Source organism: Massilia rhizosphaerae (assembly GCF_016093545.1).
Classification (GTDB): domain Bacteria; phylum Pseudomonadota; class Gammaproteobacteria; order Burkholderiales; family Burkholderiaceae_D; genus Telluria; species Telluria rhizosphaerae.
Genome location: NZ_JADKYX010000012.1, coordinates 74,834 through 91,073, shown reverse-complemented (window position 1 = coordinate 91,073; position 16,240 = coordinate 74,834). Strand labels below are relative to the sequence as shown.

Sequence of the window (16,240 nt, the reverse complement as noted above, 5' to 3'; positions counted from 1 at the left end):
CCGGCCTGGTGAGCACGTCGACGCGGCGTCCGGAACGGCCGCGTCTATGGCAGACTTGGAGCTCGCCAACCGACACGGATACCGCAATGGACATCGGACGGATCGAAGCCCTGGCCGTGCGCGCAAGTCTCGCCGCGCCGCCCGCGCGCGTGGACGGCGTGCGCGCCATCGCCGGCCTGGGGCTGGACGGCGACGTGCACGCCGACCCGCTGTCGCCGCGCCAGCTGCTGCTGGCCGGCACGGACGCCTACGACGCGTTCGCGCTGCCGCCGCATGCGCTGCGCGAGAATCTGCTGGTCGATCTCGACACGGCGCGACTCGCCTCCGGCACCGTGCTGCAGGTCGGAGAACAAGTCCTGCTGCGCCTGATGTTCCAGTGCGAAGCCTGCGGGCACCTGGACGTCCACCGGCCGGGCTTGTCGACACGCATCGGCACGCGGCGCGGCATGCTGGCGCGCGTGCTGCGCGGCGGGACCATCCTGCCGGGCGACCGTGTCCGGGCCGCGGGGCCGCCGTTGCCGGCCTGGTCCGACGACTGGCGCGAGCGCATCGTGCACGTGCTCGACGCCTTGCCGCCCAGGAGCGTGATCACGTATAAACGGCTGGCCCAGCTGGCGGGCGTCGCGTCGAGTTATTGCCGCGCCTTCCCCGGCATCATCGCCCGGCTCGGGCCGTTCTATGCGGGCCGCGCGGTGCCGACGCAATTGGACATTGCCCTGCCGCGCTGGGATGGCCGCGAATTGTTTGAACATGCGGCGGCCGATGCAGCGACCGAGCGGGAGGTGTGCCAATAGCGGACCACGCGGCCGGTCATGCCATCAAGGCGCAGGCAGCACGGCCGAGGCCCGCGTCAGAGCGGATGCACGTCGTAGCGGACGTCACTCCGGTCGTCCGCCTGCGGCCCGGCGACGAGGTAGGCATCCCAACCGAGGCGTCCGCTGGGCGCGGGGCCGAGGACCGTGCTGCGGACCTCCGGCCCACGCAGGACCAGCTCGATTTCGTAGTCGAGCGTGACGCCGGCCATGAGGCCCAGCAGGCTCTTGAGCGCGCGCGCCGCCAGGCCGCCGGGCAGGAACGAGGTGAAACCGGCGTGGTCCAGCGGGCCGATGACGACGCGCATCCGCAGGTCGCGTTGCCACACGCGCACGCCGGCCATCGCGCTCGCCCCCAGCACGGCGGTGGGGCGGCCGAGCACCGTCTGCTGGCCGGGCGGCACGTCGTACCAGGCGCCGACGAATTGCTCGACGCGCACGGGCTGGCCGAAATACTCGGACAGCACGCGCCCCATCTGCACGGCCGAGAGCGGGCGCTGGCGCAGCGCGCCGGCGTAGTAGCCGATCGACTCGTCCAGCAGGGCGCCGTCGCGGTCGTGCGACAGGCGGCCGCGCAAGGCGTCGTGGCCGAGCCCGGCCAGCGCCAGCAGCAGGGGCAGGAAGGCGTCGTGGCCGTCGAGCTGGTATTTGAACGGAAGCCGGTACTTGCGCCAGGCTCCATAGAACAGGGCCAGGGAGCGGTTCGAGAACGTGTCGAGCAGGGCGCGCGGACCGTCGTCGGCGTGGCGCTGTTGGTGCTCGGCGATGCGTTCCGTGTAATGGACAGGCAGCACGCCGTGGCCGCTCAGCAGACCCATGAACGAGGGCGTGACGCGGATGGTGCTGAGTGTGGCGTCTTTCAGGGCCGCGCCCAGCGCGTGCGCGTTGCGGTCGATGTCGCGCGGCTCGGGCTGGATGGCTTCCAGCTGGCTGGCCGGGAAACCCAGCGACGTCGAGTTCTGGAAGCGCAGGTAGTGGGCGACGACGTCGTGCTGCGGCCGGCCGTGGCGCTTGAGCCACAGCTCGAGCATGCGCACGGCCTGGAAATAGTTGAAGCGATAGGGTTCCTTGAACAGGCGCTCGATTACAGCAGGCTCGAATCGCCGCTTCGCGGTCGGCATGTCAATAATTTATCTCCGGTTTTATGGGACACGACCACCAGTTGCGTGAAGCTGTTGGCATGCACGTACAGGGCGAGGAAGCGCTCGACGATGTGGGCGAACGCGTAGATGCCGCTGCCGACGAACGCCTCTTCGTCGATGACCAGGCGCACCTCCACGCCCCGCACGAGGCAGGTGAATGGATTGCCCGCCATCCAGGCGCTGGCGGTGCGTTGTTCGATGTCGACGATGCCGCCGATCTGGCGTTGCGACGACGGCGAACGGGGCAGGTCGTACAGGGCGAGCATTTCGCGGAACGCGTCGACGCCGCCGTGCGCCAGCGATAAATGGTTCAGCGTCAGATGCGAGATCAGGCGCCAATGCGCGCCGCGCCCGCTTTCGAAGCGGTACGTGACGGTGGGCTTGCGCAGGAAGCTGATCGAGCGCATCTTCGCGCCGCCTTCCAGGAACAAATCGCCTTCCGGATGGCCATACGGGAGTGTGGCCGGCAGGTCGCGGTTGCTGCAGGTGAGCGCGAGGTTCAGCGTCTGGGTTTCGACGGCCGCGGGGTCGAAATCGATGTCGACGATGGCGATCTGCGTTTCGAAGCCGGGGCTTTTCTCGGCCAGCGTCTCGTCGCGCCGCAGCACCCAGTAATGGCCGTTCTGTTCGGGCGTCTGGGCATGCTTGAGCGAATAGAACGGGTGGAACTGGACGATGGTTTCGCCTTGCGGCGTCTCGCGCACGAGGTTGACGGCGTCGATCGATTGCACTTCGTAGGCAAAGGCGCGGCGCGCGTCGGCCAGCACGGGATAGTGGGCGCCGGCATGCGTCAGGCGGATCGGCTCACCCCGCTGGCGGAACAGATTGATGACAGGGGTGCAGCCGAGCAGCAGGTTGTTGGCCGACAGCGTGCCGAGTAGTCTCGCCGTGTTCGAATCGGCGCGCAGCCCGGCCAGCGCCAGGTGCAAGGTGACCGTCGTCGTATTCTCGGCCAGCGCAGTCGGCAGCGCGGCCATGAGCGCGGCCAGGTCGATGTCGAAGAAGTTGAATTTGTCGGGGAAACAAAAATACTCGGTCAGCAGCCGGTAAGCGGCATGCGAGCGGGCCGGGAAATCGATCAGGGCGTCTTCGTCGTCGAAGCCGGCGGGGTGGATCGGGACCGCGGCCACCGGGAACCAGCGGCCGCGATCGACCTCGACGTATGCGGCCGCGGCGCGCATGAACAAGGTGTCGCGCAGCGCCGCGCAGAACGACGGCTCGCCGTCGATGAACACGCGCAGCCGCGGCATGGCCAGCTGGCCGAGGTGCAACTGGCCGGCCGTGACGGACAGCGTCAGGCGCAGGCCGGAGCCCGCGCCTTCCGGCAGGCGCACGGCGTCCGGATGGTCGATGATGGCGGAGAACGCGGCATTGCCGAGCGCGAGCGGCGCCACGGTGACGGGATAGACGGTGCGGAACGTGCACGCCGCGCCGCGCACGGGACGCGTGTTGAGCACGGTGCCGCGCGGGATGATGCTGACACCCGTCGGTTTGTCGGCGGGGTCGGCGATGTCCACGCGCGCGATCGAACAGGAGGGAAATGGCCGCAGGTAATGAGGGTACAGCACGTCGAACAGGGCTTCCGTGAATTCCGGATAATCGTCGTCGAGCCGCTTGGCGATGCGCGCGTTCAGCAGCGCGAACGATTCGATCATGCGTTCGGTATGCGGGTCTTCGCACACCTCGCCGCCGATGAGCAGGCGGCCGGCGATCTTGGGATAGCGCTCGGCGAACTCGCGCAAGTGGCGGCGCAGGTAACCGAGTTCCCTCTCGTAATACGGTAGCAATTGTTCCAAGCTCAGCCTCCCGCGGACGCGGCCATCGAGCCCCTGCCCGCCTTGCTGATGCTGTACTGCAGGGTCGACGGCTGCAGCAGCGCGTCGAAATTGACGGGTTCTTCCGACGTGCTGACGACGAGCAGCGCCGTGATCGAAAACTTCAGACGGTTCACCGCCTGATCGTCGCGCACTTCGAGCATCGCCTTGACCTTGCGCAGGCGCGGCTCATGGCGGGCGATCGTCTGTTCGAGGCAGGCGCAGATGTAGGCGCGGTCGCTCGGGCTCGACAACGAGCGGTCGGCGAAATCCGTCAGGCCATAGGTCACGAGCGAGTTGCTGCATTCCGGAAAACCCTGCAGCGTATTGTCCGGAATCACGGCGCGCGTGTTGAGTAGCGCTTCCAGGTCGCGCGCGACGGCATCCTTGAACTCCTCGACCGTCATGCGCGATACGGCGACGTTGCCGGCGCCGCGCACGGCCGTGCCCAGCAGGCGGTCGAAAAAACCAGGCGTGAATCCCTCCATCGGACGTCCTCCATGGCGCCAGCCAAGCCGGCATCTTCACACAGTCGGGGCCGAAAAAATAGTTCAGTTGGGAATGACCCACGGTTACTTTGAGCGGTAGCAAAACCGCAGGTTGTTGCAGAAAAAAAACCGTCACAAGGGACTAAGGTTGTCGACTTGGGACAAGCAACATGAAGGGGGCGTGGATGACGAGCACGACGATCGGCAATATGGCCAGCAAGGTATTGTGGGGCGAAGGCCTGCTCCTGCGTCCGCAGCATTTCCAGCGCCAGGACCAGTACCATGAGCACCGGCTGTACAAGAGCATCCGGGCCGTCAACCCGTATGCGTGGGGTGTGGAAGCGCTGCAGATCGAGCGCGAGGCGCTCGCCAGCAATGTCTTGCGCGTCCTCACGCTCGCGCTGCGCTTTCAGGACGGCGAATGGGTCGACGCCCCCGGCGCCGACGAACTGCCCGACACGGTCGACCTCAGCCAGCTGACGCAGCAGACCGTCACCTACTACGCCGCCCTGCCCGGCCTGAAACCCTTCAGCGGCAATTTCGCCCCGCCGGGCCAGCCGACGAAGGCCGTCCGCTTCGTGCAAGCCAACGAGGAAACGCCCGATCTCTACACCCAGGCGGCGCCGGCGTCCGTGTCCTATCTCAGGAAAACCGTGCGTCTCGTGCCGGAATTCGAGCCGCGCGACGCCTATCTCAGCTTTCCCTTGCTGCGGCTGCGCCGCGCGCCGTCCGGCCAGTTCGAGCTGGACCCGGGTTTCGTGCCGCCCAGCCTGTCGGTGGGCGCGGCGCCGACTCTGTTCCAGCAGGTGCGCCGCCTGCTCGACGCGCTGCAGGCCAAGGTGAGCGCGCTGTACGGCCACCACCGCGAGCCGAGCCGCAACGTGATCGAATTTCGGTCCGGCGACATGTCGTCGTTCTGGCTGCTGCACACGGCCAGTTCCGCCTGCGCCTCGCTGTCGCACTACCTGCACCATCCCGAGCTGCACCCGGAACGCCTGCACGAACAATTGCTGGGCGTGGCCGGCGCGCTGATGACGTTTTCCCGCAGCTGGACGCTGTCCGACCTGCCGGTGTACCAACACGCCGAACCCGGCCCCGGCTTCGACAAGATGTTCCAGATCATCCGCGACTTGCTCGACACGGTGATCTCGTCGAAGTACTTCGCCATCGTCCTGAACGAAGTGCGGCCGTCCTACCACCACGGCATGCTCGACTCCGGCAAGATCGACGACAAGACCACCTTTTATATCGCCGTGTCGGCCGATATCCCGACCCTGGAACTGGTCGACACCGTGCCGCTGCGCTTTAAAGTCGGCGCGCCGGACGACGTCGAGAAATGCGTGCTGTCCGCCCTGCCCGGCGTGCGCCTGCAATACGCGCCGCAACTGCCCGCCGCCGTGCCGGTGCGTCCCGACACGTGCTATTTCATCCTCGAGGCCAAGGGGCAGATGGTCGAACGCATGCTGCAAGCGCAATCGATGGCGATCTACGTGCCGTCGGGGATGACGGGCCTGAAGCTCGAACTGCTGGCCGTTGCCGCCTGAATCTGCCTGGCGCAACCATCGACAACCTTCGCTTTTCTTATGACCATGTCAGCACCTCTCACAGCGCAACCGCTCGCCGCCTCCAATACACTGCCCGGCCGGATCAGGCAGGGCCTGATCGCCGCCGGTGTCTGCGTCGCCTGCTGGGGCGGCACGCTCGTCTGGTGGCGCGTGAGCGCGCGCGTGCCCGCTCCGCGCGAATGGATGACGTTGCTGTTCGGCCTGCCGTCGGCCCTGCTGCTGGCGGGTGTTGCCGGCCGCGCCTGGATCGCGCGGCGCGCCGCCGCCCCGGCTGCGGCGACACCCGCCGTGTCCGCGCGCCCATCCGGCGCGGCCGCGCAACCGGTGCGGGCGCAACACCTCGCGATCCTCGCCACGGCCCTGCGCTCGCCGCATGGCGACTCGGCCGAGGAGCTGGCCGCCGTCATCGCGGACAACAAGGCGCGTCCGGACCTCGACGATGAACTCGTCGACGGCGACGGCGGCCCCGTGATGTGCGCCCGCTGCCCGGACGCCCGCGACGACGCGCTGCGCGAAGACGTGGCGGACTGGCTCGCCGCGCATGGCATCGCCGATCCGTTGTTCGGCGACGAGCAATGGCGCGCGTTGACCCTGGCGACTGCCGTCGCGTCCGAGCTGGCGGGCCGCGCGGCGATCGAGTGGATCGTGCGCGACGAAGCCGCGCCCACGCTCCTGGTCTTGCCGCTGCTGCCCGCCGATTGGTCGGCCGCGCAGCGCGACGCGGCCGCCGCGTGGTTGCGGCAGACGGCGGCGCAAGCGGGATGGCAGGGCGAGATCGGCCAGGCGGCCGTCGATGCCGATCCGGCCGCCGGCATCGCGCGGCTGGCCGATGTCGCCGCGGCCGGCGACGGGTCCAGCGTCACGCTGGTGGTGGCGTGCGCGTCGCACGTGGGCGCCGACACCGTCGCGCGCTGGGCGCTCGACCGGACCTTGTTCACTGCCACGCAGCCGCAGGGCATGATGCCGGGCGAAGGCGCCGCCGGCCTGTTGTTGGTCAAGTCAACCGACGGTAGCGCCGGCGCGCTGCTGGCGCCCATCGTGGAGGACGCGCCGATCGATGCGCGCAGGCGCGACGGCGCGCGGGTGCTCAAGGAGCTGGCCGAGCGCGCGCTCGCACGCGCGGACGTCGCCGCCGCCGGCGTGGCCATGCTCGTCGCCGACACCGGGCACCGTTCGCGCTACGTGCTGGAATTGATGGAGTACGCATCCGGCGGGCTGCGGCAGCAGGGCGCCGGCGTGGACGTCGTGCGCGTGGGCGCGGCGGGCGGCTACAGCGGCATCGTCTCGTTCGTGACGGCGCTCGCGCTGGCGTCCCATTACGCGGTCACGCGCCAGGCGCCCATCCTGTGCATCGCCAACGAGGTGCCCGGCCGTCGTCTCGCCGCGCTCGTGCGGCCGGCCGTTTGATCCCTCAACGCCCGTCCTGGGCCGCCGCGCGCCACGTCTGCGTGCGGCCCAGCGCGTGGCTGGTGATCTCTCCCTTCCTGGCCAGCTGGCCGCCGATGCCGAAGTTCAGCAGGCAGACGTCGTCGTCTTCCGTTTCTCGTCCCTGGAAGCGCCGCGCCCACGGATCGCGGGTTGCCGCTTCCGGTTCTTCGCGGCGCGCCGGTGTGGACGACCGCGCCGCGGGCCGCGCAGGAGTGGAATCGTCGAGCACGGCCGCGCGCTGGCCGCTGGCGCTGCAGGAGACGAGCGCGCAGACATCCACGCGTTGCGCCGCCGCGGGCAGCGGCGCGAGGAGCGTGGCGATGGCGAGCGGGAGAACCGTGCGGAGAATAGTCATGGCGTGCGTCCGGTCGATGACGATGCGCTCACTGTAGCCGCTCGCGCGCACGGGACGATGTCCGATTGTGTCCGCCGCGCGTCTCGACATACGCGCTTGCAAATCTCCCGCGCGGCGGCTAGTTCATGCGCGGCGCGATCACGAGTTCCGGCTGCGGCCGCGGCGCGTGGGCCGACAGTTCCGCCGGCGCCACCTGCTGCGGCAGCGTCACGATGCGTTCCCACAGCGCGAAGCCCGCGGTGCGGTTCGTCTTGCTGAGCTGGTAGGCCGGCAAGGCATCGACGCCGTGCGCCATCCACAGCGCTTCGTACGACGGCACCAGGTGCGCGTCGTGCCACGCTTCGGCCAGGGGCGCGAACGTCTCCTGCAGGACGGCGGCCGTGCTGCGCATGCGTACCCAGCGGTGGTTCAGCCAGCCGTTGTCCTTTGCGACGGGATCCAGGAAACGTTCGATGACCTGGCGCGCCGCCTCGTCGCCGCTGCGGCTCATCACGTCGATGGCGGCGCGCGTCATGTTCAGGTTCAGGCCCCCTTCCCGCTTCGTGTGGCGGATCTGCACGACGCGGTCGCGGTAGCCCGGCGTGCGTTTCAGCGCTTCGTCGCGCCAGGTGCGGATCGTGCGCAGCAGGGCGCTCGTGAAGCGCGGCAGCGAGGGCCGCCCGTCGCCCTCGTCGACCGGCATGTACGCCGCCGTCACGCCGGTGTTGTTGTTCGACGGGAGCGATACGCGCGCGGCGAACGGATCGCTCTCTTCCAGGTCGCCCTGCAAGGTGACGCCGAAGGTCGGGCGGGTCGGCAGGATGTCGTCGAAAAAATGGATCGGGAAATTGCTGGTCAAGCCGCCGTCCGAGAACCACACGCGCAGCAGGTCGACGCCGTCCGCATGCACGGGCAGCGCGCGCAGGCGGAACAGCGGCACGGCTTGCAGCAGCACGGGAAAACTGAGGCTCATGCGCGCCGCGACGACGAGCGGCAGGTCGTCCGGATCCGGCATGAAGTAATAATCCTCGCCGGCGGCGTTCATGCGTGCCAACAGCGCCACCGTGCGCGCGCCGTGGCGCGTGTGGCGCGAACGCGCCTTCATCCAGTCGACGATCGCGGGCGGGAACAGCGCGGACAGTTCGGACGCGCGGAACACGAGGTCGGCGCTCGAATGCGGCAGGCGGTGCGCGCGCAGCTCGGACAGGCCCGTCGTCATCAGCGCCAGCTCGATCGGGGGCTCGGACGTGCGCAGCTGGCCGAACGTCAGCGGCGCATCCGGCGGCAGGCCGGCGATGTCCTGCACGAGCGCGTGCAGCCATTCCGTCAGCGCGGGCGGATTGTCCGCATCCGTGCGCAGGCCGGAGCAGATGCCGCAGCGGTTGGCGCGCAGCCCGCGCCAGGCCGTCAGCGTGGCCTGCAGCAGCGCCCCGCCCAGCGCGCCCACGAACATGCACAGCCCGAACCACAAGGCGCTGGCGATGCCGACCAGGGGCACGCGCGCCCAGTGCCCGCTCAGCAGGCTGCTGCTGATCAGGAAGCCCAGCAGCCACATGCCCGCGCCGAGCATGGCGCCCAGCGGAAAATGCCGCACCATGGCGACGGACAGATAGCCGGCCGCCTTCGTCTTGCTCGTCTCGTTGAGGGCCGCCGCGATCACGCGGAAATGCGGCCGCAGCGCGGCGCAGGGCTGGAACAGCGAGAACAGCCGGGTGCGGCCGTCGACGCTTTCCTGCAACTGCCCCGGCAGCCGGGCAAGCTGGTGAAAGCCGTCGTCGACGCCTTGCCCGTCCTTGCGCACGCGGTTGCGCTTGAACTGGGCCGCGGCGGCGGCGATCGCCGCCACCGCACCGACGCTGGTGCCGCCGATCGAGCGCAGGGTAAAACGCTCGGCCAGCCGTGCCACGAACGCGGGGTAGACCACGCCGGAGGTCACCCCGCCTTCCATCACGATATCGCATTCCTTGGGCAAAAAGTCGCTCATTACCGTCCGTCTGTCGTCATCACAGCCGGATTATGCGGGTCTTTGGCCCCGGAATGTGCGCGATTTACTCAGATGGAACGCGCACGGCGGCACGCCATCCGCGCGTGCCCTACTGCGTGTCCGGCGTGTCGTCGTGCTCGTCGCCGGGCGCCACGTCGATCCGGCCATACAGCCCGTGGTTTTCGTCGTTCGGGCCGGCGGCGAAGAACAGGGTGTCGATCGGTTGATCATTGACGCCGTTGCCGAACGCGATGCCCCATAAGCCATCGATGTGGATCGCCTTGCCGCGCGGCGCCTTCAGGCGGCCCAGCCATGTGCCGGTGGCGGGGTCGTAGGCGTTGATCAGGCCGTCGCCGAAGTTTCCGATCAGCAGGCGGTTGCCGAAGCGGCCGAAACTGGCGGGGGCCAGCGCGACGCCCCAGGGCGCATTGAGCGCGCCGCCGGTGACGAGGCGGCGCAGCAGGTGGCCGTCCGGGTCGAACACGTCGACGAAGCCCAGGCCCCGGCCCGGCACGTCATCCATGCGTTCCGCATCCTGCTTGGCATAGGTGACGTAAAGATCGCCGCCCACGTTCTGGATGCCGAACGGTGCAAAGCCGGCCGGCAGCTGGGGATCGTGGAAATGGCCGGACAAATAGACGGGCTTGAAATTGCTGTCGTACACATCGATCTTGCCGTTGTGGAAGTCGGTGGCGTACAGCAGCGTGCCGCGGCCGTTGCCGCTGAGGGCGATGCCCTTGTAGACGGCATTGCGCGCGCCGTTGTCGACCACGCGGATGGCGTGCGTCGCATCGACGTTGGGCGCCCAGCCGGCGATGCCGCCGTCCTCGCTCGCGAACAGGAAGCGGCTGGGACCGGACGCGGCACCCTTGGCGACGACGAAGCCGGATCCGCCGTAGAACGCGGTGCCCGTGGGGCTGCCGGTGGCGCCTGCCGCACCGGGGACGGTGACGACGAGGCGCTGCGGATTGCCGTTGCCGTTGTACAGGGTCGCGAGGCCCGTGTGGTTGTCGGCGACCCAGGCCACGCCGTACGGATTGAATGCCAGGCCCCAGGCATTCACGAGGTTGGGATCGCGTTGCTCCGCCGGCACGGCGGCGCTGTCCGATACCAGGTTGCGTTGATGGTAGAAGTCGCCCGCCCATGCCGGGGATACCGCCGTCAAGGTCAGGAAACCCGCGACACAGGCCAGGAATTTACAGAACTTTTCCATTTTCCATTCTCCGGTAAACGTTCGAAGGCAGCGCGCTGTCTGCCGATCTTGCGCGGAAGAGAATGCGATGGATTTGACCCATCCTAAATGTACCCGGGATGCATGGCGGACGAGCCTGCACTTGTAATGTTCCTACCTTACGCCGGCACGCCGACGATCACGCTGGACGCCTTGAACATGGCCGTGGCCGTCTTCCCCTCGGCCAGCTCGAGCGCCCGCGCGCTCTCGTTGGTGATGATGGCGGCGATGGTGCCGCCGCCCGCCAGGTCGAGGACGACCTCGGTGTTCACGGCCCCCGGCGTCAGGCGCGCGACCGTTCCCTCGAGGCGATTGCGGGCCGAGAAGCGGGCGCCGTCCGCTGCCGTCATGAGGATGATGGACGAGGCCTTGATCAGGACGAACGCCTGGGCGCCCGGCGCGAGCCCGAGGCTGTCCGTGCTCTCGCGCGTGACGATGGCGACGATCTTGTGGCCGCCGGCAATGTCGATGTCGACTTCGTCGTTGACGGCGCCGGGCTGGACGCGGGACACCGTGCCGAAGAATTGGTTGCGTGCGCTGGTTTTCATGTTCAGTCTGCCGATCAGGGTGAGGTCGGCGGACAGATTGCCGGCCTGCTCGTTGAGTTGCGCCACGAATTGCCGGTGGAGTTGTTCGATCGCGCGAAAGTTCCTGATCAATTGCGCGCCGCGCGCCGTCAGGCGCGTGCCGCCGCCGCCCTTGCCGCCGGTGACGCGTTCCACCAGCGTTTCGCCGGCCAGGTTGTTCATCGCGTCGATCGCGTCCCACGCCCCCTTGTAGCTGATGCCGAGGGCTTTCGCGGCCTGGCTGATCGATCCCGTGCTCGCAATCGCGGCCAGCAGCTCGACCCGCCCCGGGCCGCCGAATTTTTCATCGCCGACCGTCATCCAGACGGATCCCTGCAGCCCGAAGCTTGCGTTTTCTTCTATCACTGTTTCTCCTGTTCGATCCGTTATATACTCTACTACATAACGATATGGACAGGAGTCGACCATGAAGCATCTTGCCGGCCTGTTGGCGCTGGTGGCATGGGGCAGCGCCCAGGCCGACGACGTGCAGGTGGCGGTGGCCGCCAACTTCGCGGCGCCCATGCAAAAGATCGCGGCGGCGTTCGAAAAGGACACGGGCCACAAGGCCGTGCTGGCCTTCGGCGCCACCGGCAAGTTCTACGCCCAGGTCGTCAACGGCGCGCCATTCGAGGTGCTGCTGGCGGCCGACGACAAGACGCCGGCGAAGCTGGAGGCCGAACACCGCACCGTGCCCGGCACCCGTTTTACGTATGCGACCGGCAAGCTGGTGTTGTGGTCCGCGCAGGCAGGCTACGTCGACGGCCAGGGCCACATCCTGGCGACGAGAGACTTTGCCCACCTGGCGATCGCCAATCCCAAGACGGCCCCGTACGGCGCGGCCGCCGTCGAGACCTTGACCCGGCTGCACCTGGTCGGCCGCCTGCGGGACAAGCTCGTCCAGGGCGAGAACATCGCCCAGACCTACCAGTTCGTCAGCACGGGCAATGCGCCGCTGGGCTTCGTCGCGCTGTCGCAGGTGGTCCGCGACGGCAAGTTCACGTCGGGCTCGGGCTGGATCGTGCCGGATACGCTGCATGGCCCGATCCGCCAGGACGTCGTCATCCTCGCCAAGGGCGGCGCCAATCCGGCCGCCAGGGCGCTGGCGGACTACCTCAAGTCGGACAAGGCCAGGGACATCATCCGCTCGTACGGCTACGCGCTGTGACGTTGGACGCCGCCGACCCTGGGGGCTGTCGCCGCCCTGCCCCTCGTGCTGCCCCCACCGTGATCAGCCGACATGGACAAGCTAAGTCATTGTTTTTTCGAGATGACGAAAAACCGGATCTTATCCCACCTTACGACTCATGGATGCAAGTGACTTCGGTGCCATCTGGCTGACCCTCAAACTCGCCAGTCTTGTCACAGTGATACTTCTGCTTGTCGGCACCCCCATCGCTTGGTGGTTGGCCAGGACACGCTCGAGATTGAAAGGCGTCTTCGGGGCCATCGTTGCGCTTCCACTTGTGCTCCCTCCAACCGTACTGGGGTTCTACCTTCTCCTGTTGCTGGGCCCAAATGGACCGGCAGGCAAACTTACTGACGCGTTGGGTCTAGGATACTTGCCGTTCACCTTTCCTGGGCTGGTCATTGCCTCTGTCTTCTACTCGATTCCGTTCATGGTGCAACCGTTACGGACCGCTTTCGAAGGTATCGGTGACCGTCCTCTCGAGGTCGCTGCGACCCTTCGAACCGGCCCTTGGACAACCTTCTGGTCGGTCGTCGTACCGCTCGCCAAGCCGGGATTTCTCACCGGCGCCATCCTCGCCTTCGCTCATACCGTTGGGGAATTTGGAGTTGTACTAATGATTGGCGGTAATATCCCCGACAAGACCCGGGTGGTTTCAGTCCAGATTTACGACCATGTGGACGCGTTGGAATACGCACAAGCTCACTGGTTGGCCGGATGCATGTTGCTCTTCAGTTTTCTCATTCTGCTGACCCTTTATACCTTTACGCCTCAAACAGTCAAAGGACGCGAAGCATGAGTCAGATTCGCGCAACCTTTTGTATCGACCGCGCTAAGTTTCATCTCAACGTAGACCTCACATTACCCAGTCGAGGCGTCACCGCATTGTTCGGTCACTCAGGGTCAGGCAAGACTACGGTTCTTAGAGCGATGGCGGGTCTCGAGCGCGCTCCTGGCGGCTATTTTGCGCTTGGAGATACTGTATGGCAGGACGATGCCGGAGGCATCTTCGTGCCAACCCACCAACGCTCTCTAGGCTATGTATTTCAGGAATCAAGCCTGTTCGAGCACCTGACAGTCGAAGGCAATCTCCTCTTCGGGTACAAACGTGTTCCCGCGTCTGCGCGCAAGTTCAAACCGGATGATATAAGCGAACTGTTGGGTATCAGTGGCCTGTTGAACCGTCGGCCGGCAGGTCTTTCAGGTGGTGAACGCCAACGTGTGGCGATTGCCCGGGCCCTCTTGACGGCGCCACAACTGCTGCTCATGGACGAGCCACTGGCGGCGCTCGACATTAAGCGCAAGCAGGAAATCCTGCCATACCTGGAGCGGCTGCGCGATGAGCTTTCGATTCCCATCATCTATGTCAGCCACTCCCCGGACGAAGTGGCCCGCCTGGCCGACCATCTTGTGCTCCTTGATGCGGGTCGGGCCGTAGCCAGCGGACCGCTGACCGAAACGCTTGCACGCGCTGACCTGCCGCACGCGTTTGCTGACGATGCCGGTGTCGTCATCGAGACGACGATTGCTGCACACGAAGCAGATGACCTGACGAGACTCGAATTTGCCGGCGGCGTGATTTACGTTGCCGGACGTCCGGAGCCGGTCGGCCATCGGCTACGTTGTCGAATCCATGCTCGTGATGTCAGCCTTGCGCTCGCGGAGCCCCAGGCAACCAGCATTCTCAACCTCTTCCGGGGTACCGTCACAGCCATTGTCCCGACCGATCGTACAGCTCAGGTATTGGTGCAGCTTCGCCTTGGTACGACGCCGCTTCTTGCCCGCATCACCGAACGCTCCCGCAAAGCGCTCGACATTCGGATAGGTCATCAAGTCTGGGCTCAAGTAAAAGCAGTGGCCTTGCTTATTTGATTTCGCGGCTGTCAGGAAATCCCGGCATCCCACTTTCTGTTGGGAGGAGGTGTCGGCGCACCTTGCTCTCAACTACGCGACGGTCGAATTATCCTGTATTCGGATATAATTTGTTTATCCGATCTTCAGATATATTGACTTTATCCGAATTCCAGCTAAAATGTTTTTATCTGAATTACGGGTATTTCAAAGATGCCTTTCGCACCCACTGCTCATCTTCTCGTCACCGCGCCACAGCTCGGTCAGCTGCTCGTATCGACCCGCAAGCGGCACAAGTTAACGCAAGCCGCAGTGGGGAGCCGCGTCGGCTTGAGCCAGAATCGTATCTCTCATTTGGAGAAACACCCCGACGAAATCAGCATCAGGCAGCTGCTCAGCTGGTGTTCGGCACTCGAGCTGGAGCTGCGCCTGGGCGTGAAGGATACTTCTGCGGACAGCAGCTCGGCGGAGTGGTAATCGTGGGTCGTCGTTCGCACAGCCAGACTCTCCATCTCTGGGCCAACGGGGATTACGTCGGCCGTTGGACGGTCAAGGCGAGCGGAGACTCGGAGTTGGTGTACGACGACGCCTGGTGCGGCTCAAAACTCGGACGCCCGATTTCGCTGTCGTTACCGTTTAATATTCATAACGAGCCGCTCAAAGGCGTCAATGTCTCGAACTATTTCACGGGCTTACTGCCGGACAGCGACGTCATTCTCAAACGTGTCGCGGCTCGGTTTAAGACAGGTTCTCTTGAACCATTCGACCTTCTGAAGGCCATTGGTCGGGATTGCGTCGGCGCCTTGCAGCTCCTGCCGGAAGGCGTTGAACCCGAAGGACATGCACAGGTCGACGGCATCGCTGTCGATGAGGAGGCGATCGAGCGGCACCTGCTTGAAGTCGTCAACTCGGAACGGCACGGTGCTCCGGAAGACCCCGACGACGACTTCCGAATTTCGCTGGCCGGCGCGCAAGAGAAAGACGCCTTTCTGTGGTGGGATGGCCAGTGGATGAAGCCGCGTGGCGCTACGCCGACAACGCACATCTTCAAGCTCCCAATCGGACTGGCAGGCGGAAAAAGGGCCGACTTCACCACCTCGGTCGATAACGAGTGGCTTTGCCTACGTCTATTCAAGGAATACGGACTACCCACGGCGAATGCCGAAATTGCGACATTTGGTTCCCAACGAGTGCTCGTCGTCGAACGTTTCGACCGGGTGCGATCGAAAAACGGTAACCGGCTATTGCGGCTCGTTCAGGAGGACTTTTGTCAGGCAACTGGAACCTCGCCATTACTGAAATATGAAAGTGACGGCGGGCCTGGCTTGAAGGCGATGTTCACCCTGTTGCAGCAATCGCAGCAGACCGAAGCCGACATGCATACGCTCATGGCCTCGCAACTGCTCTTCTGGATGCTGCGCGCTCCTGATGGCCACGCCAAAAACTTCAGCATTCAACTACTCGCCGGCACGGGGCGTTTCAAGCTGACACCCATCTATGATGTCATGTCCGCCTATCCTGTCATCGGCAACGGGCCGAACCAATGGGCGGAACGTAAGCTCAAAATGGCGATGGCGCTACTGGGAAACAACCGGCACTATCTGGCGCACGGCATCCAGCGTCGACACTTCAACAGCACGGCGAAGGAGGTCGGCTACGGCGCGAATGCTGAGCCGCTACTGCTCGATTTCATTGCCCGCACGCCCGCCGTGGTGGAAAAGGTCCGCGGCTCGCTGCCTGCTGGATTCTCGGAAAAAGTCGCAGACAAGATTCTAGGCGGCCTTCTCGCTGCAGCGCGCAAGCTGGAAGCCATGCCCGCAGCCTGACCCCGAATTT

15 protein-coding genes are annotated in these 16,240 nt (G+C 65.9%); 8 read left to right on the top strand and 7 right to left on the bottom strand.

Annotated features, from left to right (window positions below):
• Positions 1 to 86: 86 nt before the first annotated feature.
• Positions 87 to 794 carry an MOSC domain-containing protein gene (locus tag ISF28_RS18000; protein ID WP_198118557.1) on the top strand — a complete coding sequence of 236 codons (708 nt, stop codon included), beginning with the start codon at positions 87 to 89 and terminating at the stop codon, positions 792 to 794.
• 56 nt (positions 795 to 850) lie between these two features.
• On the opposite strand, the gene tssG is transcribed toward ISF28_RS18000, so the two are convergent.
• From tssG to tssE, 3 genes are read right to left on the bottom strand one after another with little or no spacing between them, the layout of a single operon-like run.
• The gene (gene tssG / locus ISF28_RS17995; RefSeq protein WP_198118556.1) at positions 851 to 1,933 is read right to left on the bottom strand and encodes a type VI secretion system baseplate subunit TssG; all 1,083 of its coding nucleotides are present in this window, start codon (positions 1,931 to 1,933) and stop codon (positions 851 to 853) included.
• Entirely contained in the window at positions 1,897 to 3,750 is a 1,854-nt protein-coding gene (tssF, locus tag ISF28_RS17990; RefSeq protein WP_198118555.1) for a type VI secretion system baseplate subunit TssF, read from the bottom strand. The genes tssG and tssF overlap by 37 nt, the downstream gene beginning before the upstream one ends.
• Positions 3,751 to 3,752: 2 nt before the next feature.
• Positions 3,753 to 4,256, bottom strand: coding sequence for a type VI secretion system baseplate subunit TssE (gene tssE / locus ISF28_RS17985; protein WP_198118554.1), 504 nt, complete (start codon positions 4,254 to 4,256; stop codon positions 3,753 to 3,755).
• 209 nt (positions 4,257 to 4,465) lie between these two features.
• Here tssE and tssK point away from each other — a divergent pair, with 209 nt between their 5' ends.
• Both tssK and ISF28_RS17975 read left to right on the top strand, forming a co-directional pair.
• Positions 4,466 to 5,800, top strand: coding sequence for a type VI secretion system baseplate subunit TssK (gene tssK, locus ISF28_RS17980; protein WP_198118652.1), 1,335 nt, complete (start codon positions 4,466 to 4,468; stop codon positions 5,798 to 5,800).
• Positions 5,801 to 5,845: 45 nt separating this feature from the next.
• Positions 5,846 to 7,228 carry a hypothetical protein gene (locus ISF28_RS17975; protein WP_198118553.1) on the top strand — a complete coding sequence of 461 codons (1,383 nt, stop codon included), beginning with the start codon at positions 5,846 to 5,848 and terminating at the stop codon, positions 7,226 to 7,228.
• Between the two features lie 4 nt (positions 7,229 to 7,232).
• On the opposite strand, the gene ISF28_RS17970 is transcribed toward ISF28_RS17975, so the two are convergent.
• The 4 genes from ISF28_RS17970 to ISF28_RS17955 form a co-directional block, all read right to left on the bottom strand.
• Positions 7,233 to 7,604 (bottom strand): hypothetical protein, encoded by a 372-nt coding sequence (locus ISF28_RS17970; protein ID WP_198118552.1) that lies wholly within the window; start codon positions 7,602 to 7,604, stop codon positions 7,233 to 7,235.
• A 118-nt stretch (positions 7,605 to 7,722) separates the two neighbouring features.
• The gene (locus ISF28_RS17965; RefSeq protein ID WP_198118551.1) at positions 7,723 to 9,567 is read right to left on the bottom strand and encodes a patatin-like phospholipase domain-containing protein; all 1,845 of its coding nucleotides are present in this window, start codon (positions 9,565 to 9,567) and stop codon (positions 7,723 to 7,725) included.
• Positions 9,568 to 9,676: 109 nt separating this feature from the next.
• Entirely contained in the window at positions 9,677 to 10,780 is a 1,104-nt protein-coding gene (locus tag ISF28_RS17960) for a TIGR03118 family protein (protein WP_198118550.1), read from the bottom strand.
• Positions 10,781 to 10,917: 137 nt separating this feature from the next.
• Complete coding sequence (locus ISF28_RS17955; RefSeq protein WP_229519183.1) at positions 10,918 to 11,685, bottom strand: TOBE domain-containing protein; 768 nt, start codon at positions 11,683 to 11,685, stop codon at positions 10,918 to 10,920.
• Positions 11,686 to 11,791: 106 nt separating this feature from the next.
• Here ISF28_RS17955 and modA point away from each other — a divergent pair, with 106 nt between their 5' ends.
• The 5 genes from modA (at position 11,792) to ISF28_RS17930 (ending at position 16,230) form a co-directional block, all read left to right on the top strand.
• Positions 11,792 to 12,532: a molybdate ABC transporter substrate-binding protein gene (modA, locus tag ISF28_RS17950; protein ID WP_198118548.1), complete on the top strand. Its 741-nt coding sequence runs from the start codon at positions 11,792 to 11,794 to the stop codon at positions 12,530 to 12,532.
• A 139-nt stretch (positions 12,533 to 12,671) separates the two neighbouring features.
• On the top strand, positions 12,672 to 13,352 hold the full coding sequence (gene modB, locus ISF28_RS17945; RefSeq protein ID WP_198118547.1) for a molybdate ABC transporter permease subunit: 681 nt from the start codon (positions 12,672 to 12,674) through the stop codon (positions 13,350 to 13,352).
• Positions 13,349 to 14,425: a molybdenum ABC transporter ATP-binding protein gene (gene modC, locus ISF28_RS17940; RefSeq protein WP_198118546.1), complete on the top strand. Its 1,077-nt coding sequence runs from the start codon at positions 13,349 to 13,351 to the stop codon at positions 14,423 to 14,425. Before modB ends, modC begins: the two co-directional genes overlap by 4 nt.
• 192 nt (positions 14,426 to 14,617) lie before the next feature.
• Positions 14,618 to 14,881, top strand: a complete 264-nt coding sequence (locus ISF28_RS17935) for a helix-turn-helix domain-containing protein (RefSeq protein WP_198118545.1) — start codon at positions 14,618 to 14,620, stop codon at positions 14,879 to 14,881.
• 2 nt (positions 14,882 to 14,883) lie between these two features.
• On the top strand, positions 14,884 to 16,230 hold the full coding sequence (locus ISF28_RS17930; RefSeq protein WP_198118544.1) for a type II toxin-antitoxin system HipA family toxin: 1,347 nt from the start codon (positions 14,884 to 14,886) through the stop codon (positions 16,228 to 16,230).
• Positions 16,231 to 16,240: the final 10 nt, after the last annotated feature.